The 25,125-nt window shown below is 30.9% G+C and carries 21 protein-coding genes and 1 tRNA gene; 20 read left to right on the top strand and 2 right to left on the bottom strand.

Features of this window, described 5'->3' with window-relative positions; genetic code table 11:
• Positions 1-3 precede the first annotated feature (3 nt).
• The 8 genes from rpmA to J2Z44_RS00155 all read left to right on the top strand — a co-directional run bounded on the left by rpmA (position 4) and on the right by J2Z44_RS00155 (position 6,999).
• The gene (gene rpmA, locus J2Z44_RS00190) at positions 4-306 is read left to right on the top strand and encodes a 50S ribosomal protein L27 (protein WP_017414454.1); all 303 of its coding nucleotides are present in this window, start codon (positions 4-6) and stop codon (positions 304-306) included.
• Positions 307-850: 544 nt separating this feature from the next.
• Positions 851-2,128 carry a GTPase ObgE gene (gene obgE / locus J2Z44_RS00185; RefSeq protein WP_021283271.1) on the top strand — a complete coding sequence of 426 codons (1,278 nt, stop codon included), beginning with the start codon at positions 851-853 and terminating at the stop codon, positions 2,126-2,128.
• Positions 2,129-2,137: 9 nt separating this feature from the next.
• Positions 2,138-2,431: a ribosome assembly RNA-binding protein YhbY gene (gene yhbY / locus J2Z44_RS00180; RefSeq protein ID WP_021283270.1), complete on the top strand. Its 294-nt coding sequence runs from the start codon at positions 2,138-2,140 to the stop codon at positions 2,429-2,431.
• 368 nt (positions 2,432-2,799) lie between these two features.
• The gene (nadD, locus tag J2Z44_RS00175) at positions 2,800-3,399 is read left to right on the top strand and encodes a nicotinate-nucleotide adenylyltransferase (protein WP_021283269.1); all 600 of its coding nucleotides are present in this window, start codon (positions 2,800-2,802) and stop codon (positions 3,397-3,399) included.
• A 13-nt stretch (positions 3,400-3,412) separates the two neighbouring features.
• Positions 3,413-3,979: a bis(5'-nucleosyl)-tetraphosphatase (symmetrical) YqeK gene (gene yqeK, locus J2Z44_RS00170; RefSeq protein WP_021283268.1), complete on the top strand. Its 567-nt coding sequence runs from the start codon at positions 3,413-3,415 to the stop codon at positions 3,977-3,979.
• An 11-nt stretch (positions 3,980-3,990) separates the two neighbouring features.
• Positions 3,991-5,334, top strand: a complete 1,344-nt coding sequence (locus J2Z44_RS00165) for an LCP family protein (RefSeq protein WP_021283267.1) — start codon at positions 3,991-3,993, stop codon at positions 5,332-5,334.
• Positions 5,335-5,372: 38 nt separating this feature from the next.
• The gene (locus J2Z44_RS00160; RefSeq protein WP_021283266.1) at positions 5,373-5,756 is read left to right on the top strand and encodes a RidA family protein; all 384 of its coding nucleotides are present in this window, start codon (positions 5,373-5,375) and stop codon (positions 5,754-5,756) included.
• A gap of 346 nt (positions 5,757-6,102) precedes the next feature.
• A complete protein-coding gene (locus J2Z44_RS00155; RefSeq protein ID WP_021283265.1) occupies positions 6,103-6,999 on the top strand; it encodes an RluA family pseudouridine synthase in 897 nt (298 codons plus the stop codon).
• Positions 7,000-7,224: 225 nt separating this feature from the next.
• Here the strand turns inward: J2Z44_RS00155 and J2Z44_RS00150 are convergent, their stop codons facing one another.
• On the bottom strand, positions 7,225-8,502 hold the full coding sequence (locus J2Z44_RS00150; RefSeq protein ID WP_021283264.1) for a D-alanyl-D-alanine carboxypeptidase family protein: 1,278 nt from the start codon (positions 8,500-8,502) through the stop codon (positions 7,225-7,227).
• Positions 8,503-8,611: 109 nt separating this feature from the next.
• Between J2Z44_RS00150 and J2Z44_RS00145 the strand changes: the two genes are divergently transcribed.
• The 8 genes from J2Z44_RS00145 to holA all read left to right on the top strand — a co-directional run bounded on the left by J2Z44_RS00145 (position 8,612) and on the right by holA (position 19,084).
• Positions 8,612-9,286, top strand: coding sequence for a ComEA family DNA-binding protein (locus J2Z44_RS00145; protein ID WP_021283263.1), 675 nt, complete (start codon positions 8,612-8,614; stop codon positions 9,284-9,286).
• A gap of 95 nt (positions 9,287-9,381) precedes the next feature.
• Positions 9,382-10,410 carry a selenide, water dikinase SelD gene (gene selD, locus J2Z44_RS00140; protein ID WP_082206917.1) on the top strand — a complete coding sequence of 343 codons (1,029 nt, stop codon included), beginning with the start codon at positions 9,382-9,384 and terminating at the stop codon, positions 10,408-10,410.
• A gap of 13 nt (positions 10,411-10,423) precedes the next feature.
• Complete coding sequence (gene selA, locus J2Z44_RS00135) at positions 10,424-11,806, top strand: L-seryl-tRNA(Sec) selenium transferase (RefSeq protein ID WP_021283261.1); 1,383 nt, start codon at positions 10,424-10,426, stop codon at positions 11,804-11,806.
• A 118-nt stretch (positions 11,807-11,924) separates the two neighbouring features.
• Positions 11,925-13,832 carry a selenocysteine-specific translation elongation factor gene (selB, locus tag J2Z44_RS00130; RefSeq protein WP_209649258.1) on the top strand — a complete coding sequence of 636 codons (1,908 nt, stop codon included), beginning with the start codon at positions 11,925-11,927 and terminating at the stop codon, positions 13,830-13,832.
• Positions 13,833-14,135: 303 nt separating this feature from the next.
• Positions 14,136-14,232, top strand: a tRNA-Sec gene (locus J2Z44_RS00125).
• A gap of 183 nt (positions 14,233-14,415) precedes the next feature.
• Positions 14,416-15,711 carry an O-antigen ligase family protein gene (locus J2Z44_RS00120; RefSeq protein WP_021283258.1) on the top strand — a complete coding sequence of 432 codons (1,296 nt, stop codon included), beginning with the start codon at positions 14,416-14,418 and terminating at the stop codon, positions 15,709-15,711.
• A gap of 145 nt (positions 15,712-15,856) precedes the next feature.
• A complete protein-coding gene (locus tag J2Z44_RS00115) occupies positions 15,857-17,713 on the top strand; it encodes a ComEC/Rec2 family competence protein (RefSeq protein WP_021283257.1) in 1,857 nt (618 codons plus the stop codon).
• Between the two features lie 333 nt (positions 17,714-18,046).
• Entirely contained in the window at positions 18,047-19,084 is a 1,038-nt protein-coding gene (gene holA / locus J2Z44_RS00110) for a DNA polymerase III subunit delta (protein ID WP_021283256.1), read from the top strand.
• Between the two features lie 127 nt (positions 19,085-19,211).
• Here the strand turns inward: holA and rpsT are convergent, their stop codons facing one another.
• A complete protein-coding gene (gene rpsT / locus J2Z44_RS00105; RefSeq protein ID WP_021283255.1) occupies positions 19,212-19,478 on the bottom strand; it encodes a 30S ribosomal protein S20 in 267 nt (88 codons plus the stop codon).
• 343 nt (positions 19,479-19,821) lie between these two features.
• On the opposite strand from rpsT, the gene gpr reads away from it, so the two are divergent.
• The 4 genes from gpr (at position 19,822) to lepA (ending at position 25,124) form a co-directional block, all read left to right on the top strand.
• The gene (gene gpr, locus J2Z44_RS00100; RefSeq protein WP_021283254.1) at positions 19,822-20,808 is read left to right on the top strand and encodes a GPR endopeptidase; all 987 of its coding nucleotides are present in this window, start codon (positions 19,822-19,824) and stop codon (positions 20,806-20,808) included.
• 631 nt (positions 20,809-21,439) lie between these two features.
• Positions 21,440-22,480: a stage II sporulation protein P gene (locus J2Z44_RS00095; RefSeq protein ID WP_209649257.1), complete on the top strand. Its 1,041-nt coding sequence runs from the start codon at positions 21,440-21,442 to the stop codon at positions 22,478-22,480.
• Positions 22,481-22,639: 159 nt separating this feature from the next.
• Positions 22,640-22,945 carry a hypothetical protein gene (locus J2Z44_RS00090; protein ID WP_209649256.1) on the top strand — a complete coding sequence of 102 codons (306 nt, stop codon included), beginning with the start codon at positions 22,640-22,642 and terminating at the stop codon, positions 22,943-22,945.
• Positions 22,946-23,318: 373 nt separating this feature from the next.
• Entirely contained in the window at positions 23,319-25,124 is a 1,806-nt protein-coding gene (gene lepA / locus J2Z44_RS00085) for a translation elongation factor 4 (RefSeq protein WP_021283250.1), read from the top strand.
• The last annotated feature ends 1 nt before the right edge of the window (position 25,125 follow it).

Raw genomic sequence — 25,125 nt, 5'->3', positions numbered from 1 at the left:
ATTATGCTAATTATGAACCTTCAGTTATTTGCTCACAAAAAAGGGGTAGGTAGCTCAAAGAACGGAAGAGATAGTGAGTCTAAGAGACTTGGTGTTAAACGTGCAGATGGACAATTTGTACTTGCAGGAAACATCCTTGTTAGACAAAGAGGAACTAAAATCCATCCAGGAAACAACGTAGGAATTGGTGGAGATGACACTCTTTTTGCTAAAGTAGATGGAGTTGTTAAATTCGAAAGAATGGGTAGAGACAAGAAAAAAGCTAGTGTTTATCCAATCGATGTAGAAGTTGCAATAGCTGAATAGTTTAAAGGCACCCTGCAAGGGGTGCTTTTTTATACCATAGATTTCTCAAAGTTAATCTACTGAGAATAAGGTGTCAATAGAAAAAAATGAGTCAGTATATTTGTAAGGTTTGACTTGTTACTTATTTTCAAATGCCTAATGGAACTTACTAAATTTAAAGCTATGGCATAAAAAAGTACGCTCTTTAACTAGGTGCTTTTTTATAAGTAACTTTTTAAGTTACCTAATAAATTCAACTATACACTGAGTTGTGTAAAGAATTCTAAGATTTAATTTTATTTTAATTATATTTAAAAGTATTAAGTAGACAAAGATAGATTCTTGTGGAGTATAACTTCTAACTTTGATTTCTTATAGTTTAAAATATGGTGATGTAATTTTTTATTTTGGTTAATAATATTACTATAGATTATATTTATATAGTTAATTTTACACAAAGAAGAACTAACCATTAATTTTTTCTAAGAAAGCAAGAGATTTAATGGAAGTTTCCAATATTTAACATGATATGTTTGATAAAAACACGATAAGGTAGGGTGATGAAATGTTTATAGATACAGCCAAAGTATACGTAAGATCAGGTGATGGTGGAAATGGCGCCATATCCTTTAGAAGAGAGAAATACATACCACTAGGAGGACCAGATGGTGGAGATGGAGGAAATGGTGGAAGTGTTATTTTAGAAGCTGATAGCAACATGACTACTCTTTTAGACTTCGCTTACAATAAAAAGTTTATTGCAGACAATGGAGGAAAAGGAGAAGGTTCTAAGTGCTATGGTAAGAGTGGAGAAGATCTTATAATTAAAATTCCTATGGGAACAGTAATTAGAGATGTGGAAACAGACAAAATTATGTGTGATTTATCTCATGTTGGAGATAAATATACAGTATGTAGAGGTGGAAAAGGCGGAAAAGGAAATGTTAAATTTTGCACGCCTACAAGACAGGCACCAGATTTTGCTGAACCAGGAATGCCAGGAGAAGAAAGATGGATAAAGCTTGAATTGAAGCTTTTAGCTGACGTTGGTCTTTTAGGCTTCCCTAATGTAGGAAAATCCACGTTACTATCAGTAGTTTCTAAAGCTAGGCCAAAGATAGCTAACTATCATTTTACAACCTTAAAACCAAACCTTGGGGTAGTTTCCGTAAAAGGAATCCAACCATTTGTAATTGCAGATATACCAGGAATAATTGAAGGAGCTGCAGAAGGAGTTGGTTTAGGTTTAGATTTCTTAAGACATATAGAAAGAACTAGAATTCTTATACATGTAATAGATATATCTGGTGTTGAAGGAAGAGATCCTATTGAAGATTTTAACAAGATAAATGAAGAACTTAAAAAGTACAGTGTTAAACTTTGGGATAGACCTCAAATAATTGCTGCAAATAAGGCGGATATGCTCTTTGATGAAGAAGTCTTCGAAAACTTTAAGAAGAAGCTAGAAGAAATGGGATATAATAGAGTATTTAAAATTTCAGCAGCAACAAACCAAGGATTAGAAGAGTTAATGAAAGAAGCTGCACAACTTTTAAGCACCATTCCTGTTCAAGAATTAGAAATTAAGGATGAGGATAGATATATACCAGAAGAAAAACGATTTACTTATGAAATTAATGAAGTAGAAGAAGGAATTTTTGAGGTTTCAGGAAGTTTTGTAGACAGACTACTAAATAGTGTAAATGTAAATGATCCAGACTCTTTAAGATACTTCCATAAGGTATTAAGAAACAAAGGAGTTATGGATGAGTTAAAAGAAAAAGGAATTCAAGATGGAGATACAGTAAGACTTAATGACTTTGAATTTGAATTCTTATTATAGGAGGAAAGTATGATAACAACTAAACAAAGAAGTTACTTAAGATCATTAGCAAATAATATAGAGCCAATTTTTCAAGTGGGAAAAGGCGGCATAGAAGAAAACTTTTTAAAGCAAGTAGATCAGGCTTTAGAAGCAAGAGAGCTTATTAAAATAAAAGCTTTAAATAATAGTGGAATCACTGCAAGAGAAGCATCAGATATAATTTGTGAAGAATTAGGCTGTGAAGGAATACAGGCTATTGGAAGCAAATTAGTTTTATATAGAAAATCTTCAAAGAACCCTAAAATTGAATTACCAAGATAACTAGTTCATATACTAATTTATTAAATTATTTTTTTCACTGCAAAGGTTAATAAAAGTTTACACAAAATTAATAAATAACCTTTGTAGCTCTTTAAAATGAAGTTTCATTTGACTTTGTCTGAAAGTGAAAAAATAGCTAAAGTAAAGTCATAAATATGAAAAGTGTTGGATTGGGTTCTCTATAGATAAAATTAAACACTAGTAAAGTAATAAGCACTTTACTAGTTTTATTTTTATCAGGTTAAAATTAAGTATTGATATTTTACGATAATGTTTTATAATAAAATAATACTGGTATTGAAAATTATACTAAAAGTTTGGTAGAATTTTATTTATATGGTATTATGGAAGGTAAAGAGGGTTTTACAATGAAAAAAGCAATCTTTGGAGGCACTTTCGATCCAATTCATGTGGGACATTTGCACATAGCATATGAAGCCTTATATAATTTAAACCTAGATAAGGTTATTTTTATGCCTAGCGGTAATCCACCGCATAAGATGGATAGAGTGGTAACAGCGGCAAAACTGAGATATAAAATGGTGGAAGCAGCAATTCAGAAGGAACCCTTATTTGAATTAAGTGACTATGAAATTAATAATTCTAGTGTTAGTTATACTTACAAAACCATGGAGCAATTTCACTACTTAGAGCCAGAAACTGATTGGTACTTTTTGGTAGGGGTAGACAGTTTGATGGATTTAAAAAAGTGGAAAAATGTTCATATTATACTTCAACATTGTAAGTTGGCAGTTTTTTCTAGGCCAGGATATGCCAATGAAGATATAATAGAAATGAAAAAGTTTATTGAGGAAACATATAAACAAGAGATTATATATTTAGAGATGCCAATTTTAGATATATCCTCTACAGTTATAAAGAAAAAGATGACCCTTAATAGGCAAGTAGATTATCTTCTTCCTTGTGGTGTACAAGAGATTATAAATAACTACCATATATACAAATAAAGGTTGTGAACATATGTGGAAGGAAGAACAAATAAAACACTATATAAAAGAACACTTAAATGAAGCTAGATTTGTACATAGTCTTGGTGTTATGGAAACCAGTGAAAAGTTAGCGCTTCATTACAATGAAAATTCAAAAAAAGCTAGAATTGCAGGGTTGTGTCATGATTGTGCAAAAAACTTATCTAGAGATGAACTAATAAGTATAGCAAAGGAAAATGGAGAAGAATTGTCGCAAATCTATATTAACGCACCACAACTTTTGCACGGCTTAGTGGGAGCTCACATTAGTAGAGTGGTTTTTGGTATAGAAGATGAAGATATTTTAAACTCCATAAGATACCATACTACAGGAAGAAAAGGTATGAGTCTTCTAGAAAAAATTATATATATATCTGATTATATAGAGCCATCTAGGAATTTCAAAGGAATTAATGAATTAAGAAGGCTAACCTATATAGATTTAGATAAAGTATTATTAAAATCCTTTGATGATACTATAACTTACACAGTTTCAAGAGGTAGCTTATTACATATAGATACAATTGAAGCTAGAAACTATCTGTTATATAAGAAATAGTAGGTGATTTTATGAGTGATAATGGAAAGAATTCAACTGGAAATGTCAAGGAATCTGAGCAAAATGAAAATAGTAACAATGGCAAAAAAAGAAAAAAGAAGTCTAAGTTTCTGATAGTAGTATTGACTTTGTTTTTTCTTATAGTTTTGGCTACAGCAGGAGCATACTTATACTTAGATAGTTTTAATAATAATGCTGTAGACATTACCACTCCAAAGGATAGCGGTGGAAACAGCAATGCTTCTAAGGACCAACCACCAGAGGAAATAAAGGATTCAACAAATATTTTAGTAGTAGGTGTGGATTTAGGTTCTGGAGATGAAAACAACAAGAATGATCCTAGAAGAACAGATACTATGATGGTAGTACATTATAATTCTAAAACAAAAAAGTATGATGTAGTATCCATTCCAAGAGATACTAAGATTGAAACAACTCGTCAAGATAAGAAAATTAACTCTGCTCATGCATATGGTGGAATACCACTAGCAGCAAAAGAAGTAGAAAAGCTACTAGGTGTAAAAATTGACCACTATGTGAAAATTGATACTATAGCTTTTAGAGAGTTTATTGATGCCTTAGGAGGCATAGAAGTTGTAGTAGAAAGAGACATGTATTACGATGACCCTACTCAAAACCTTCATATTCACTTAGATAAGAGTAGTGAACCACAAAAATTAGATGGTAAAAAAGCAGAAGGTTTCATTAGATGGAGAAAAAACAATGATGACACTGGATATTTAGAAGGAGATATGGGCAGAATTAGAAATATGCAAAAGTTCTTTGATACTGTTCTAGGCAAGGTTCAAAGTCCAACCATTATTCCTAAAATACCAACTATACTAGGAATTTTTCCTAAGTATATTGAAACAGACTTAGGTGCAAATGAGATAATTAAATATGCAATGAGTATAGCTAAGTCTAATAGAGCAGATATTGGTTATCACATTATTGGTGGAGAAGATAAGTATATAGATGGTGTTTCATATTACTTATTTGATAAAACTAAAAATGGAGATGTTGATGCTGTTTTAAAGGAAAAAGACTCTGCTATAGGTAATATAGACACAGATAAGATAAGAATTAAAATTTTAAATGCTAGTGGGAAAAATGGATTAGCATCAGATTTTGGTCAATATATAAATAAGTTAGGATTTAATAAATATGATTTAGGAGATTCTAATATTGCGGCAAAATCTAAAATTGTAATTTATGGTTTAGATAAACAAGTAGGTGAATATATCAAAAAACAATTTGGTATAGACAATATTGAATATTCAACTAAGTATAACGATTTATATGAAGTTGAAGTTATATTAGGACAAGATAGAGACTTGATACAGCCAAAACAATAATTTTTATAAATAAATATTTTATTTTAGGAGGCATAATAATGGAAAAACAAGTAATTAGTACAGCTAAAGCTCCAGCAGCCTTAGGACCATATTCTCAAGCAATAAAAGTAGGAAATTTATTATATACTTCTGGACAGTTAGCAATAAATTCTGCTACAGGAGAGTTTATTAATGATGATATTCAAAAAGCAACAACTCAAGCTTTAGAGAATGTAAAAGCTATATTAGAAGAAGCAGGTACATCTTTAGATAAGGTAGTTAAAACTTTAGTGTTTTTAAAGGATATGAATGATTTTGCACCAATGAATGAAGTTTATGCAAAGTATTTCTCAGTTAATCCTCCAGCAAGATCTTGCGTTCAAGCAGGAAAGTTACCTAAGGATGCTTTAGTAGAAATAGAAGTTATTGCTATAGTAGAATAATAAAGAAAAACCTCCAGAAACCTGGAGGTTTTTATAATATATAAGTTGTAACATTATTTCTATATTATAAGATAATTTTAGGCAACTTATATTAAAGAGAATTCAAAATAGAATTAGATATATTTATGAGGTATCTTTATTACAATATATATTTTAAAAAAATATTAAACAATAAAAAATAATTGCTATGGATTCTATGAGCTAAAACTCACAACTTAACACTGTTTAAACACTAGATAGTAGATAAAATTATCTTTGAAAATATCTGCAAGTAAAGTAAGAAGTATAACAATATAAGATAACAGGAATATGTACATAGATTACTATAATTAATAGGAGGTGTTTTATGAGCAAATGCTTAAATTATGAAGTTGCTAATGAAGGTGATGGATTAAAAATTAGAGATTATATGACTGAATTTTTAAGTTTTTCAGGACGATTTACAAGAAATGCAGGTATGGAAAAAAGAATAAAAGTAAATGGAACTGTAGTAAAACTTAATCATAGGGTTCATGTAGGAGATAAACTTTCTATTGAGGTAGAAAAAGAGGAGAGTCAAAATATTATTCCAGAAGATTTAGAGATTGAAGTAACATATGAAGATGATGATTTGTTAGTAGTAAACAAGAGACCATTTATGGTAGTACACCCTACTAAAAGTCATGCTACTGGAACTTTATCAAATGGGGTATTATATCATTTTAAAAAAAATAATGAAAAGTGTATAGTTAGATTAGTAAGTAGATTAGATATGGATACTTCAGGATTAATTATGATAGCAAAGAATCAGTTTGCTCATATGAATTTAGCAAAAGCTATGGAAGAGGGCAATATTATAAAGTCCTACTTAGCTGTTGTACATGGAAGTATTAACCCACCACAGGGTACTATAGATTTGCCTATTGGAAGACCCACTGAAGATTCTATTAAAAGGGTGGTATGTGAGGAAGGACAAAGAAGTATAACTCACTACAAAACCATCGATACATATGGGAAAGACTCCTTAGTTGAATTAACCTTAGAAACTGGGAGAACTCATCAAATCAGAGTTCATTTAAGTCATATAGGTAATCCTATATATGGGGATACCTTATATGGTATAAAAGAAGACGAAGATATGATAAAAAGACAGGCATTACATGCCTATAAGCTAGTAATACCACACCCAAGAACACAAAACATTCTAACTATAGACAGCGAGCTACCTAATGATATAAAAAAACTCATTGAAATTATAAGATAAAAATTCATAGAAATAAAACCATTACAAGAAGGGTTTTATAGTTCAGCTTTTTAGTAGATCTTATCCTTATTGTGATGGATGAGATAGTTTTAAAAGAGCTAGATTAATAAAATTGAGTAAATATTTTTTGCCAACTATAGTGATAACAATAGAAATGAAATAACCATAAATAAAAAATAAGAAGGGATATTCCAAAAGTATTTGGATGCCCCTTCTTTTATTTTATTAATATTTTTTTCTTAAATGATTTTTATCATAGTTTATAGAATTTTTCTTCTTAACACTTCTGATTAAGGAAAAAACTAGTAAAGAGAAGAAAACAACAATTGTTATTATTAGAAGTGTTAAATAGGTATAATTTATAGTATTAAGATCAGTAGTTAACAAGTCACCTACTACAGGTAAAGTCTTTTTCTGATAATCAGCACCACTAATTAAGGATACTTTATAAGATTGATTATTATAATTAACACTGCCTTGAGCTATAGGTTGTCCTTTAAGAAAAAACTTATCTTTTAGTGTACTTTGATCAAACTTAAATTCAGGCTCTGCAGCAAGGGTTAAATCCTTCGTATAGTAAATATCCTCAGCAGCAAGAAGCGGTATTACAGTACCATTAGAAGACGTATATTTAGTAATTTCTTGGCCTTTTGAAAACATTTTAACTGTTTGAAAGTTATTAAAAGCCCACTCAAAGAGGTTTTTGCTATCAGTGAAGTAAGTTTTTACAGGATCATAAAGCATAGCAATTATAAAGGTATTATTATTTTTGGTTGCAGAAGCTACAAAGGAGTGTCTAGATTCATCAGTGTAGCCTGTCTTACCAGCGATAGCATACTCATAGTAGTATTGCTCATAATCATGTAACAATCTATTATCATTCCATAGAGGTCTTGCCTCTGGATATATATTTGTTGGTGGTAGCATATAGGTTTTAGTTTTTGATATCTCTAAATATTCAGGATGCTTCAATAACTCCTTTTCTATGGTAGCCAAGTCATAGGCTGTAGTTCTATGCTCATCATCATAAAGTCCATGAGGATTTTTAAAGTTTGAATTTTTACAACCTAGCTCTTTAGCTCTTTGAGTCATAAGCTTAGCAAACTCTTCCTCACTACCGGCAATATGTTCAGCAAGTGCTTCAGCACAGTCATTGGCTGAAACCATGATAACAGCATAAAGCATTTCCTTAACGGTCATTTCTTCATTAGTATCTATGTAGATTTTTGATCCTTCTATGGTTGGTGGGTATGTACCAACTTTTACTTTTTCATCTAATTTACATTTCTCAAGAGTTAATAGCACTGTCATAAGTTTTGTTGGAGATGCAGGTGGGTATTTTGTATCTTCATTATTCCCGTATAGTACTGCACCAGTTACTGAATCCATAACTACTACACCATTTGCACTAGCAGAAGGTGGCTCAGAAGCGGCAAAAGCAGTGCTTATGTTTGAAGTCAAAATAGAAATTGCCATAGTAAGGCATACAAGTATCTTTTTCATAGAATCCTCCCAAAAATAATATTAAGTAGATTATATCAAAAAATATACACTAATTCGATAGAATTTTAAAAAGTTGGCAATAATTAAGAAGAAATAGGAGGAAAAAGCTATGAAATTGAAGGAAAAAATAATAGGAGCTGTTGGTATACTAGCTTTAAGTCTAGTATTTTTAATTAGTGGCTATCTAATAAACAAAAAAGATGAAGAAGCACATAAACAAATTTTTACAGAAAATCAGCAGGAGTCCATCTTTAGAGAAAGTAATAGTAAAGAAAAGGGCACTGAAAACTATAAAGTAGAAAAGTTAGAAAAAAACACAGAGAAAAACAATACAGAAAATAAATATATAATTGTAGACATTAAAGGAGCAGTAGTAAATCCTAAGGAGTACAGCTTGTTAGAAGGAGCAAGGGTTAGAGAATTAATTGAAGCAGCAGGAGGACTTACGGCGGAGGCTGATGAGAATAGTGTTCATTTTTCTAAGGTGTTAAAAGATGAAGAGTGTATTGTAGTTTACAAAAAGGGGGAAATACAAACAACTAACTCTATAAATACTAATCCATTAGAAGTGGTGCAAGGCAATAAAAATGAAAAACTGAACATAAATAAAGCTACTTTAGATCAGTTGGCTACCCTTTATGGAATAGGGGAAGTTAAGGCTAAAGCTATTATTGAATATAGAGAAAAGAATGGAGGATTTAAGTCTATTGAAGACTTGGATAAAGTTGATGGTATTGGAAGTAAGACTGTAGACAAATTGAGAGATAAGGTAGACATAAAATGAGTATTAGTATAAAATTATTAAAGAATTACAGAACTACAGAAAATAACTTCTATAAAAGAATATAATGAAGATTTTAATAAATGGAGGTGTCTTAGATGGAAAAAAGATTAACTGAACTTTCAAAAACATCTGGATGAGCAGCAAAAATAGGGCCGGAGACCCTTTCAAAAATATTAGATAAATTACCTAAAATGGAAAATAAGAACTTAATAGTAGGAATAGAAACCTCTGATGATGCAGCAGTATATAAACTAACAGAGGATATTGCAGTAATTCAGACTTTAGACTTTTTTACTCCTGTAGTAGATGACCCATATACCTATGGTGCTATTGCTGCAGCGAACTCTCTAAGTGATGTATATGCTATGGGTGGAAAGCCTACTGTAGCACTTAACATAGTTTGTTTCCCTAATTGTCTTAATATAGAGGTGTTAGGAGAAATACTTAAAGGGGGAGCAGATAAGGTAATAGAGGCTGGAGCAGTGGTAATCGGTGGTCATACTGTAGAAGATGATGAACCAAAGTATGGCTTATCTGTAATGGGAATGGTTCATCCAAGTAAGGTATTAAAAAATTATGGTTCTAGAGTAGGGGATGTACTAATATTAACAAAGCCTATTGGAACTGGAATTATTACCACGGCAATAAAGGCAGAGATGGCCTCAAAAGAAGTTTATAACGAAGCAGTAAAAGTGATGAGCACTTTAAATAAGTATGCAGGAGAAATAATTGTAGATTACAATATTACTGCTTGTACTGATATTACTGGTTTTGGAATTATGGGTCATGGGTATGAAATGGCATCAGCTTCAGAGGTGACCTTTAAGTTATATAAGGATAAGCTTCCATTAATCAATGGAGTAAAAGAGTATGCACAAATGGGATTAATCCCAGCAGGATGTTACAATAACAAAAAATATCTTAAAGATAAATACCAGTTAAAAAATGTAGAAACATGGTTAGAGGATGTGCTTTTTGATCCTCAAACTTCAGGAGGACTATTAGTTTCTATTTCTGCTTCTGAAGGAAAAGAACTTATGGAAAAACTGTCAAAGTTAGAAATACCATGTGAAATTATTGGAGAGGTAATTCCAAAAGAAGAAAAACACATTATTGTTGAGTAATAGGAGAATAGGTATGAATAGCGAGTTATTAAGAAAACTACCTAAAATAGATGAACTGTTAAAAGAAAAAGAAGTTCAAGAAGCTATAGATAATAATCCAAGAACTTTAGTTGTGGAAGCATTAAGAGATACTATTAATTTTTTTAGACAAGAGATTCTAAAAGATAGAATAGAAATCTTAGATAAAGAGGAAGTTTTATCACATGCACTAAACCTAGTAAGTAAGAAAAATCAATCTAATTTAAGAAAGGTTATAAATGCTACAGGCACTGTAATTCACACAAACTTAGGTCGTTCTCTTCTTGGAGAAAAGGCCATAGAAAATGTTATAACTGTAGCAGGAAGTTATAATAACCTAGAGTATGATATAGAAACTGGGAAAAGAGGTTCTAGATATTCTCATATTGAAGAACTAATTAAAAAAGTTACAGGAGCTGAAGCTGCAATGGTAGTGAATAACAATGCTGCGGCTATAATGCTTGTTTTAGACACTCTTTCAAAAGGAAAAGAAGCCATTGTTTCTAGAGGTCAGCTTGTAGAAATTGGAGGTTCCTTTAGAGTCCCAGAGGTTATGAAATTTAGTGGAGCAAAACTTGTGGAAATTGGAACTACCAATAGAACTCACCTTTATGATTATGCAAATAACATAACTGAAGACACTGGAGTATTATTAAAAATCCACACTTCTAATTTTAAGATTTATGGTTTTACTGAAGAGGTATCCCTAGAAGAATTAGTTACCTTAGGAAATGAGAAAAATATACCAGTAGTTGAGGACATTGGAAGCGGAGTATTAATAGATTTTTCTAAGTATGGTTTTACCTATGAGCCCACTGTTCAAGAAAGTATAAGAAAAGGTGTGGACGTAGTAACTTTTAGCGGAGATAAGATGCTTGGCGGGCCTCAAGCTGGGATTATAGTAGGAAAAAAACAATACATAGATTTAATGAAGAAAAATCAACTTACAAGGGCATTAAGAATAGATAAAATGACTTTAGCAGCTTTAGAGGGGACTCTTAAGTATTATCTTGATGAAACAGAGGCTATAAGAAATATACCTTCTTTAAATATGATATTGTGTTCAAAGGAAGAGGTTAAGAAGAAGTGTATAAAGCTGAAAAAGAAGCTACAAAGAGATATAGACTGGTTTAACTTTACCATTGATAGTGATTATTCTATGGTAGGGGGAGGCTCTATGCCCACGGAGAAGATTCCAACCTTTGTTATAAAAGTTACCAGTGATAAGTTTTCACCTCAAGAGTTGGAGAGGATATTAAGAACTGGAGAAACTTCTATAATTTGTAGAATTTCGAACAATGAGTTGATTTTAGATGGAAGAACTTTATTTGATAAGGACTTTGACACTATTGTACAGTGTTTTTCCAATATAAAATAACAGAAATTTTGAGAAAGCCGAAGGATACTTATGTTTAAGGGGGAAGTTCGGTGTTCTATTAATAGCCATGGGAATTACCATGGCTTGTAAACTTTAATTGAAAGGGTGTAAATACTATATGAAGCATATAATTATAGGTACTGCAGGGCATATTGACCATGGAAAAACTACTTTAATTAAGACTTTAACAGGTAGGGAAACAGACACCTTAAAAGAAGAACAGAACAGGGGTATATCTATTAATCTGGGATTTACATATTTTGATTTGCCTTCAGGGAGAAGAGCTGGAATTATAGATGTTCCAGGCCATGAAAAGTTTGTAAAAAATATGCTTGCAGGTATTAGCAGTATAGATGTAGTTTTATTAGTTATAGCAGCAGACGAAGGAATTATGCCTCAAACGAGAGAACATTTTGAGATATTGCAATTATTAAATATAAAAAAAGGCATAGTGGTTTTAACTAAAGCTGATTTAGTAGACAGTGATTGGATAGAGATGATAAAGGAAGATATTAAGGAGGAGTTTAAAGGAACTTTTCTTCAAAATGCTCCTATACATGCTGTATCTTCAAAAACTAAAGCAGGTTTTGAAGAACTTGTAAGAGATATAGATAAAATCACTGAAGAAACTGAGCCTAAGGATACGGAGGGACATTTTAGGCTTCCTGTAGATAGAGCCTTTAGCATAAGTGGATTTGGTACAGTGGTAACGGGCACTATTATAAGCGGAAGGGTAAATGTAGGAGATAGTATAGAAATATATCCATCAAAGGTAGTTACCAAGGTTAGAGGGATTAGAATTCATGGTGTGGCTTCAGAATTTGGAGAAGCAGGTCAAAGATGTGCAATAAATTTAGCTAATGTAAAGCTTTCTGAGGTCCAAAGAGGAGATATATTAGCTAGAGAAAATACAATGGATCCTTCATACACCATTGACTGTAACTTATACTATTTAAAAACTATGGAAAAGCCTCTTGAAAATAGGCAAAGAGTAAGACTTTATCATGGAACAGAAGAAATTCTATGCAGAGTGGTTATATTAGATAAGGAAGAAGTTAAGCCAGGTGAGAATGCTTATATCCAGCTAAGATTAGAGAAACCAATTACTGCTCAAAGAAATGATAGATATGTAATAAGAAGCTATTCTCCAATGTTTACTATTGCAGGAGGAAGCATAATTGAGCCAGTAGCAAAAAAAGCTAAAAGGTTTGATGCTGCATATCTAGAGGAATTAAAAATAAAGGAAAGCGGAAAAAGTGAAAGTATCCTGGAGAATACTGTAAAAAACTTAAGTGGTGAATATCCCAATAAAGATCTAATTTTAAAAACCCTAGGCAAAAATATGGAGAATATTGAAGAAAATCTTCAAAGCCTTGTTGAAGAGAGAAAAATTGTTAAGCTTCAGGCTTTAGATAATGCTTTATATATACATAATCAATATTTAAAAGATAAAACTTCTGAGCTTGAAGCTTTATTAGAGGAATTCCATAAAAAAAATCCTTTAAAGTTTGGTATGTCTAAAGAAGAGATTAAAACAAAAATATTTGGGAAAAATATAAAACAAAAGATATACGATGAAGTTTTAAATATTCTAGTAGAAAGAAAGAAAATAAATCTTAGCGAAAAATTTGTAGCTGCTTACGACTTTAAAATAAAATTTACTAAAGAGCAAGAAAAGATGAAGGAAGACATAATTAAGGAATTTAAGGAGAGTAGCTTTAATCCTCCTAAATATATAGATATGGCAGCTAAACAAAAGGATAAAGTTGGTTTTAAAATGGTATATGAAGCTCTTCTTGACCAAAACATGCTAGTAAGGCTTAATGAAGAGTGTACTTTGCTTAAGGAAGATTATGAAAAGGCAAAGGAATTAATTAAAAATTATATAATTGAAAATAAAAGTATAGCTGCAGGTTCAGCTAGAGAACTTCTAGATACAAATAGAAAATATGCAGTAGCCATTTTAGAACACCTAGATAGTATTAAATTTACAAAACGCATAGAAAATGATCGAGTGTTATTTTAAACTATAATGGTAGATAATTTAGAGAGGGATAAGAGATAGTTTTTATCCTCTCTAAACTATGGCTATGTATTATAGCATATTAGAAATTAAAAGTGTTTATACAATGTTCAGAATATGGTTTCAATGATTCCTAATTTTTTAATATTATTAATTGTAATTCTAAATATTAGGAAAAAAGTATGTTAGCAGAAATAATTCAGGTCAAAAAAAACCATTTTTGTATAAAAAATCTATTATTCAAAAAAATAATACTTGATTTTTTATCTATTATGTATTAGAATACATATTGTGCTTAAAACATATGGGAGTAGATAGGTGCTGGTGTGCCTGCCAGTCTTCAAAACTGTGTTGCCGTGCTAAGACCACGACGGGTGAGTTCGATTCTCACATATTCCCGCCAAATAAGCATATGAAATGAGTTTGACTATGCTAATGTAATTATAGTCAAGCTCATTTTTGCGTTTATGTTAATTATATGAGCAAAAAGCATAGATTTAAATATAATCTATAAACAATGTGTTAATAGCAAAAGTTTTTGTTGAAGTTTTGTTAATAATTATTTATTATAATAAAGATGTGAATAATGAAAAGGAGGGGGTTTATTATAGTTACTTTTATATCACTAGTAGTTATTTCCCCTTGGACCACAGTTTTACCTTTAATTTATACAACCTATGCAGTGCTATGGAAAAAAGTAAATTTACATAAAAACTATTGGAATATGGGGTTATTTTCCCTGTTTGTATGGTCAATGATAGTAGGTATTTTAAATAGAAGTACCATGTCTATTTTAGCGTCCTTTGCTTTCTTAATATACTTTTGTCTTAGTGTTTTTATACAAAATTATTGTACTAGTGAAAGTAAAGTAGAAACTGTATGTAAGTCTCTACTCCAAGTTTCTATTTTTTCAGCAGTGTTAGGTATAATAGAGAAAATAATGTACTTAACTACTGGCTTTGAATTATGGAAAAGAGTTTCAGAGTTAATAGGACAGCCAATATTTGGAGATAGGATAAATAGTACCTTTGGAAATCCTAATGTGGCAGGAAACTGGTTTGCAATAATGATTATAGTATCTTTATACTTTACAGATAAAAGCAAAAAGAGTGAAAAAAATTTTTATTCAGCAGTGACTGTTCTATTTGTTATTGTGTTATTCTTGACAGGTTCGAGAGGTGCTTATATTGGAGTTGTATGTGGATTAAGTATGTTTTTACTTTTGAAGAAGAATAAAAAAGATGTGCTTACCATTGGTTTAATTTGCTTATTTACTGCAACCTTAATAATTATCCCAACTAACCTATTAGATTTTAATGATACAGTTGGCAAGCAAGTAATAAGTCCAGTAGATAGTGAAAACACTGTTAATAATGTTGAAGACAATCATGAAGTTGATGATTCTGTTAATAGTCGTTTAGGAATATGGCTTGGAGCAATGAAAATGATAGAAGATAAACCAGTAGCTGGTTGGGGATTAATGGCTTTTTTAAATCCTCATACAGAGTATTTGGGAGAATATTATTATGATACATTGTATCATGCGCACAATATATGGATTACATTTACTGCTACCCTGGGTTCAGTAGGTCTTATTATTTATTTATACATGAAGTTTAATCTATTTAAAGACCTAAGGCTTCTTTATCAAAGAAACTCCAGATTAACTGCCATGTTAGCAGGAATTGAAGTGTTAATATTAGGTCATGGTATGGTGGATTTCACCATGATAGCGCCTCAAACAGGAATTATGTTTATTGGCTGCTCAGCAATAATAAGTACTTTGGCGTTGCAATGTAGCCGCTCTTCAAGTAAAGTACCCTTATTCGTAAAAAAATATAAATCTTTAACAAGTGGACTCACTAAAAATTCAAGAGTATAATCTCATATAACATAGATTAATATTAAATGAAAAGCATAGTAGGAGGAACTGTAACCCACAGTATCTCCTATTTTTTGTTAAAATTATGTTACTAATGATTTAAATAAATCCTCTTGGACAGTATTTTACTTGAGGTGAAAAATTAGTGGATAGACCATTTGTATACTTATTTGTGGGGTTATTTATAGGGATAGCAGCTTGTACTCTATTTGTTTATTCTAATATAATAGTATCTTTAATTTTAGCTGTTATTTTCTTTGTTGTAATATTTAAAACTTTGCACATTAAAATTGCAATTCTAATCATAGGTTACTTTATATTGGGAATAGTATCCTTTAATATGTATTTTAGATTTAATATGCCAGGGGAGTTTGCTGAGGCTCGAATAGTTGAATATAAGGGATATTATTATATAGCAGAATATGAAGGCCGAAAGTTAAAAGTAACAAATGCAAAGGACTCTTTAGAATTAGGGGGGAATTACCTATTAAAGGGAGAATTTCAGGATGAACCAAACTATAGTAGGGGAATTATAGGTACTTTTATAGTAGAAAACCTTGAAAAAGGAAAAGAGGATTTCACCTACAAAATCTATTCATTGAAGAGAGAACTATTTAATAAATTTAACAAAGAGCTAGGAATGAATAATGCAGCTATACTTATGGGAGTATGCTATGGAGATAGTAGTTATTTGTCCTATGATTACATGGAAGCTTTTAATGAGTTAGGAATTTCTCATGTAATTAGTGTATCAGGTCTACATACTTCCCTTATATATGGTGTTCTTAGCACAATTATAGGATATAGATTATCAATTATTGTATTATTTATCTATGTAATTTTCACAGGGGCTAAGTCTGCTACCATGAGGGCTTTTATCATGATAGTTGTATTAGTACTATCTAAAAAATTAAAAAAGAATTATGATCCAATTTCTGCACTTTCCTTTGCGGCTTTTATATTGCTTTTATTTAAACCCTACTACATATTAGATGCTGGCTATTGCTTAAGTTTTCTCGGAATGTTAGGAATATATCTATTATACAAAACTATTAATAGAAAGCTTTATAAGCTGCCAAAAGCTCTAAATCAATCTATAAGCATGACCCTAGCTGCTTCTTTTTTTACAGTTCCATACATAATGTTTATATTTAAAACCTTTACTCTAGGAGGTTTTATTTCAAACTTAATAGTAATTCCCTTCTACACCTTTGTTGTAGTTATTGGAAACTTATGTTTAATTGTTTATAAAATAGAACCCATATTCAATATTTTTATACATATGTTAATTTCTATTTTTTCAATAATAAATACTAGCCAAGAGTTTTTACTAACTATAATTCCAGCACCTTTAAATGTTAGTTATATGGAAGGGTTAGCTTTATTAATGCTTTATCCAACTTATATGCTTATAAAAAGAGGGCATAGGTCCTTGATATACATGCCTGTAGTTTTGTGTTTTCTAGTGTTGGTAGATGGCTACAAATTCACACCAGAGATTAGATATATCAATGAAGGAAACTTCAACATTGTTTGTATTGATTATAAGTACAAAACCATACTAATATCTCCGCAGAAGGTAAAGCTCAGTAAAATATATGAAAATATATTTGTTGATGAAATATATGACGAATTTGAGGAACAGGTAGAAATTCAGCTTAGTGATAAATATAAGATTAAGGGAATTTTAAATCATAGAGATTTAACTTTAGGCCTATTTTATGAAAATAAGTGTGCAATATTCCTAGATGAAGATGTTAATAGTAAGTCATATGAAGAATTAGTAAGGGTTAAGCACCAAGTAGTTGAAGAGAATGCAAAGAAAAATTTAGAAGCAGAGAATAAAGTTATCAGTGTAAATAATAACTTAGTTTATAGTGAACAAGACATTTCTTATGATATAATAAGGATTGCAAAAGATAAGAATGCAGTTTTAAAAGGAAGATTCTTTAAATGGTTTAAAGTAGTAAAAGGAAAGGTTTTTGAAACCTATATTCCTTAGATGTTATGCTTTATTATAACTTGGTATCTTCAAAAATAAATAAGCCAGTATGTTTGTCTATTTTGAGCTATACTACGTCAATAGACTACTTGTCTCACTCAAAGTAGCCTTTGCGAGTTTGACTTGTTATTTATTTTCAGATGCTTTAACACTAATTAAGAAGTAGTTAGTATATATTTTAACTGATTTTAAAAGGATGGTTTTCTAACCCTCATTATTTTTTTAAGCAAACCTAAGGTTGTAGTGGTTTGCATTTCAAAGAGAGGCTTTTAAATAAATTTCTTTATTATTAAAATTAAAAAAGTGCACAGTTTTAAGGGGATGATGATTTAGGTGATTCAGTTATCGGATTTTGAGAAGAGTTTAAAAAACAACAACATAAGTAATTGCTATATTTTTTGTGGTACAGATGAGAATTTAATTAGAGAAGCCATTAATACTATGGTCAATAAATTCATAGATCCTTCCTTTAAAGATTTAAATTATGTAAAGTATGATGGAGCTAAAGTTACTAACGATATAATTCTAAATTCTTGCGAGACTATGCCCTTTATGAGTGAAAGAAAAATAGTAGAGATATATAGGGCTAAATTTTTAGAAGATGGAAATACAAAGTCCTCTGGAGAAGGAAAAGCTATGGACTTTACTGAGCTGTCTAAATATATCACGAATTTACCTCCTTACACTACACTTATTATGTATTACGTTTTTGAAAGTGAAAGGGATAAGGTAAGTAGTAAGGTTAAAAAGATAGACGGAAAAGCTACAGTGGTAAAAGTAGATAAGCTAAAAGGTGCTTCTCTTCAAGGGAAGGTAAAGGAAATATTTCAGGAGAGAGGCAAAAAGATTGATAAGGCTGAGTTAAGCTTCTTTTGTAGTATAATTGATAACAATATGAATGTTGTAAGTAATGAAATAGATAAGCTTATTTGTTATACTGAGGGAAGAGATATAACACGGGAGGATATTATAAATTTAATGCCACCCAAAAGTGAAAATGATATCTTTAATCTAGTGGATTATTTATCTCAAAAAAATATAAAGAAATCAATAGATATATTAAATGAGTTAATTTATAAGGGAGATAAACCAGCAATAATTTTATATATGATTGAAAGGCAGTTTAAACTGCTGCTAGGTTTGAGAGTAGGTAGTGATACTGGAAAGGGTCACGAAGAGTTAGCAAAGAGTTTTAAGCTTCATCCCTTTATTGCAGATAAGATGATTAAGCAAAGTAAAAAGTTCACTTTAGAAGCTTTAAGAACGAATTTAAAGCTTTGTATTCAGGTTGAGAGTTTAATAAAATCAACATCTATAGATGATAAGACAGCTCTAGAAATGTTAATAATTAATACAATGATAACTAAGTAGAGCAACCATTTTATAATAATGAGGCAATTAACTTTCAATAGGTAAAAATATTACAAAATAGTTTTTATGAAACAAATATATAATATTTTACAAAATAAATAACCGGTGAATTTCACCGGTTTATTTACTAAGCTGATAAGCTGTTTAGTCTTGTTGCTAATCTAGATTTCTTTCTAGCTGCTTTGTTTTTATGTATTATTCCTTTTGATGCAGCCATATCTAAAGCTTTAACTACAACTTTAAAGCTTTCTTTAGCAAGTTCAACATCTTTGCTTGCTATAGCAGCTTCATACTTCTTTATCTTTGTTTTTAAAGCAGATTTTATCATTGTATTTCTCATAGTTTTAGCTTGAGTAACTTTAATTCTTTTCTTAGCTGATTTAATGTTTGCCATTATTAATTCACCCCCTTGTATTTTTATCACGTCTCAGCAGCTTTGGGGAAGTCTGCGTATGAGTTCTACATAACAAAAGCTATTATAACATTATTTTTTAATCACTTCAAGTAGAATTTTACATAAGAGTCTCTGTATATTAAAATAATTGACTAAAAAAATAATAATTATTCAGGTATTTTCAACATGTGGATAAAGATAAAAATGGGAATGTATTCAAAGGTAAATAGTGGTAGGCTATTTAGTATTTAAAAGGATATAGCAATGATATACAGTAAGAATAGTAACAGTATAAATTGGTAAACCTAGATACAAAGTTATTGATTTTAAATGAGGTGAAAAAATGAGTGATAAATTTGTTAGTGTAAGAACAGATTTAGCCTTAGAAGCTAGGGAATATTATACTGAAAAAAATAAAACTGATGTACCAGGGATTAAAGTTAATGAGTTTAGAGATGGAAAAGTGTGGGTTTCAAGAGTAGAGGTAGTAAATGATGAAGGCGAGAGAATTATTGGAAAGCCAAAAGGAACCTACGTAACTTTAGAATTTCCTGAATTTGTACATTATGATGGAGAAAGTATTGATGAAGTGAGCAAGTCTGTAGCAAAGGAATTATCGCCTCTAGTAAAACTTCAAGATAGCATGACAGCTTTGGTAGTAGGACTTGGTAATTGGAACATAACACCAGATGCAGTAGGACCTAAGGTAGTTTCTAAAATAATGGTTACAAGACACCTAAAAGAATATGTACCTGATAGTATAGATGAAGGTGTAAGACCAGTATGTGCCATAGCTCCTGGAGTGTTAGGAATTACAGGGATGGAAACGGGAGAGATAATAAGAGGAATAGTAGAAAAGATCAAACCTAATCTTGTAATTTGTATAGATGCCCTTGCCTCAAGAAAAACTCAAAGGGTTAATAGAACCATACAAATTGGTAACACTGGAATTTCTCCTGGAGCAGGTATTGGAAATAAAAGAATGGAATTAAGTGAAAAAACTTTAGGTGTACCTGTTCTTGCTATAGGAATTCCAACTGTAGTAGATGCTGGGACCTTAGCCAATGATACCATTGACTTAGTTATAGATGAACTTACAAAACAAGCAACCACGGGAGGACCCTTCTACAAGATGCTCATGGATTTAGATAGAAATGAGAAACAAAGGTTAATTCAAGAGGTATTAGACCCAGATTTGGGCAGTTTAGTAGTTACTCCAAAGGATATAGATAAGGTAATAGAATCTGTATCAAGAATCATTGCCAACGGAATAAATATAGCATTGCAGCCAGCTTTAACCTTAGATGACATAAATAAATATCTAAATTAGTTTAAGTTATTATTTTATAAGGTTTGTTGAAGAAATAGGTTTTTTAATTCTTCAACAAACCTTTTTATTATATAAAAAATCCAACTTTTACAGGAAAATTTCCATAAAGCCTCAGTAATAGTAGGATTAGGTGTTAATCATAAATTAGTAATAAATTTAAAGTCAGACTCATATATATGGAGTAGATTTGAAGTAGTTCTTTCCTACTCATATTTAAACGGGTATACTTTAACAGATAGCAAAACATTGTAGAAGTTTATAATAACATAGTTAAAATTTACAGATAAGAAGGGAGGAAGTTGCCAAGCTTTGCGTATAATTCTTTAAGACTTTTGATATAATACTATTAGCTATTGTGAATCCCATACATTGCGAAAGTGATGTAATCATAGGGTAGAACCTTGAGGGTGTTAGTGTTAAAAATGCGAGAACCAAGCAAAGTTAGTAGATATAAGGACGTACACTTTAAAGTAACCTTATATATGTACCATGCGTTGTATGGGAATTTAAGCTCTCGGAGTGTTATATCAAACGAAATTAGTATATTCTTTTGAATTACAAAATCGGACACGTTGAACAGGGAATTAAACAAACTTTATAAAGTTTTATAAGGTTTTGGCAACGGTGTAATATGACACACGAAAGTAAAAACAATAAAAAGTTAAAGCAAATAAAGAATAGGGTAACAGCGCTTTCCTTTACCGCTATATTTTTGTTGTCAACATTTAATCCAAGAGTAACAAGAGCTGCTACGGAAGAAACTCAGAAGGGTAATACGGCTTTATTTGTGCAGGTAATGGATAATGCAGTATCTATGTTTAAATCTATTGGAAGAAATGATGATTTTAGTGTTTCAGGAATGTTCACCTTTAATCCTTTAAGTATTGTGAGAAATGAAGTAAGCTGCTTAGATGATAATAACTTAAAAGAAGAATTTACTAAGGATGAGGTTATAGAGAAGTCTAAGGTGGTAGAGCAAATCGTTATAAATCCCTTTAGCATTAGCGAAGGCGAAATAACAAAGCAGGAAGCTTCAGTACAAACAGTAGGAAATCCAGCAGATAACTCAAAGAAAAAAATACTTATATATCATTCCCATACTAGTGAGGCTTATTCTGTGGATGAATCAAGAACTACTGATGCTAGTAGAAATATTGTAACTGTTGGGGATGCCCTAACCAAGGAACTTGAAAAGCAAGGTTTTACTGTAATTCACGATAAAACTATTCATGACGTTGATTATAATAAGTCTTATTACAAATCTAGAGAGACAGTAAGTAATTACTATAGCAAATATGGTGATTTTGATTTAGCCATAGATATGCATAGAGATGCAGGACCAGATAAAAAGTATGTTACTGCTAATATTGATGGACAAAACATTGCAAGACTTATGCTGGTAAATACAGAAAAGAACCCTAGATATAAAGCTCAGATGAAAAATATTAACTCAATATTTGAGATTTCTGGAAACTTGTATCCAAAGCTTTTTAGGGAAAGAAATTTATGTACTTATCCTAGTTCAATAAAGTATTATAATCAAGACTTAAGTGACAATGCAATATTAGTGGAAGTGGGGGCTACCACCAACAACTTACAGGAAGCTATAAATAGTATGAAATATTTTGGGCAAGTTGTAAGTGAGCATTTAAATAAAACTCCGAAGAAGTAAATGGAGGCTTTAAAATTACTAATAATTATAGAAAATAGGTATAAGTAAGTAAATTTATATATTTTTAATACTATTAGAAGGCAGAACATTTAACCAGTAAAATTTGAATAAAATAATAAAAAAGAGTACATCCTTTTAAAAAGGAGGTGCTCTTTTTTTATGAGTTATAATTTTTATGAAAGTTTTGAAAAAGATAAAAAAAGTGGGTTTAAGTTTAAGTTAGTTATAACTTTAACTTTATTTTTAATAATATGTGGAATAATTATAGTTAATATAAATTTAGCGGATGTAATTAGGGGGCAATCAAGTTTTTTAGTCAGTTTTCAAAATGATCCTCCTAGGCTTATAGTTGATCTAGGGGAAAAACATGTAATTTTAAGCACTAAGGTGCTTAAAGAATTTAAGGATGGTACAACTGTAATTTTTGATGCGGTAAAAAATACTATCACATCAATAAAAAGATAAATTAATTTATCAATTCATCTTATATTTCTTTGTTTAAATGAAAACTCCTTATAAAGTCAAAGATTAAAATGAATTTATTGGTTATTTAAAGCTTCTATAAAAATATTGTTGTAACTTATACATAAAGGTTGACAAAAATCCTTAAAATTATGATATAATTTACAATGGTTTACTCTAAGGAAATAATAAGCATAGTATTTTCAAGAGGAATTTATAAACTTACAGGAATCTTTAGGGTTATTCTAGAATTATTAGGAAAAGTATATTAATATTAAAAAGCTAGAAATTCTAAAAAATATGCAGTATGCCTTTTAAGAAAAAATTCTTAAATAGGTTTCAATAAAGAGACAATACATTTACGGGGGTAAAATTTATGCAAAGTGATAGACAAAAACATATAAGAAACTTTTCAATTGTTGCGCACATAGACCACGGTAAGTCTACTCTTGCAGATAGGTTACTTGAGAAAACAGGTACTCTAACAGAAAGAGAAATGGAAGCCCAAGTGTTAGACAATATGGACCTTGAAAGAGAGAGAGGAATAACAATTAAGGCTCAAGCAGCTAGATTAGTATATAAAAGAGAAGATGGGGAGGAGTATATATTAAACTTAATAGATACCCCAGGCCATGTAGACTTTAACTATGAGGTTTCTAGAAGCTTAGCAGCTTGTGAAGGAGCAATTCTCGTGGTTGATGCAACTCAAGGTATACAAGCACAAACCTTAGCTAATTGCTACTTAGCTCTTGACCATGACCTTGAAATTGCACCAGTTATTAATAAAATTGACTTACCTAGTGCAAGACCTGAAGAAGTTAAAAAAGAAATAGAAGATGTTATAGGAATTGAAGCACATGATGCACCGCTTATTTCTGCAAAAACTGGACTAAATATTCAGGATGTTTTAGAATCCGTTATAGAGAAAGTACCTGCACCTGGCGGAGATGAAGAGGCTCCACTTAAAGCTTTAATTTTTGACTCTTACTACGATAGCTACAAAGGTGTAGTTACTTACATAAGAGTTTTTGATGGAGTAGTGAAGCCAGGAACAAAAATTAAACTTATGAATACTAATAAAGTTTATGAAGTAACAGAGGTTGGAGTATTTACTCCATCACCACTTCCAATTGGAGAGCTTAGAGCCGGTGATGTTGGGTACTTAAGTGCATCAATAAAAAATGTAAAAGATGCAAGAGCAGGAGATACAATAACAGAAGCAAACAGACCAACAGAGCAGCCATTAGAGGGTTATAGACCAGCTATTCCAATGGTATTCAGTGGAATATATCCAGTGGATGGAGCAAAGTATGAAGCATTAAAAGAAGCTTTAGAAAAGCTTCAGCTTAATGATGCTGCACTATCCTTTGAGCCAGAAACTTCTATAGCTTTAGGCTTTGGATTTAGATGTGGATTCTTGGGACTTCTTCATATGGAGATTATCCAAGAAAGAATTGAAAGAGAATTTAACTTAGATATCATAACAACAGCTCCTTCCGTTATTTACAAAGTAATGAAAACAGATGGAGAATTATTAGAAATAACAAACCCAACAAATCTTCCAGAGCCAACAGAAATTTCTCATATGGAAGAGCCAATGGTAAAGGCATCAATTATTACACCTTCAGATTATGTTGGTGCAGTAATGGAGCTATGCCAAGAAAAGAGAGGAATTTTTATTGATATGCAATATCTTGAAGAAACAAGAGTTGTCATCAATTATGATATGCCACTTAATGAAATAGTTTATGATTTCTTTGATGCTTTAAAATCAAGAACTCGTGGATATGCATCCTTTGACTATGATTTAAAAGGATATAAAGAAACAAAGCTTGTTAAACTTGACATTCTTTTAAATGGAGATGTAGTAGATGCCCTTTCCATGATAGTTCCATCAGAAAGAGCTTATCATAGAGGAAGAGCTATGGTTGAAAAGCTAAAAGAAATTATACCAAGACAAATGTTTGAAATTCCAATTCAAGCTGCTGTAGGGTCTAAAATCATTGCAAGAGAAACTGTTAAAGCTATGAGAAAAGACGTACTAGCAAAATGTTATGGTGGAGATATTTCAAGAAAGAAAAAACTGCTTGAAAAACAAAAAGAAGGTAAGAAGAGAATGAGACAAGTTGGAAGTGTAGAAGTTCCACAAGAAGCCTTCATGGCAGTTTTAAAAGTAGATTAAT

The sequence above is a fragment of the Clostridium punense genome (genome assembly GCF_017874425.1).
GTDB classification, from domain to species: domain Bacteria; phylum Bacillota; class Clostridia; order Clostridiales; family Clostridiaceae; genus Clostridium_J; species Clostridium_J punense.
This window is presented reverse-complemented; position numbering and strand designations above follow the sequence as displayed.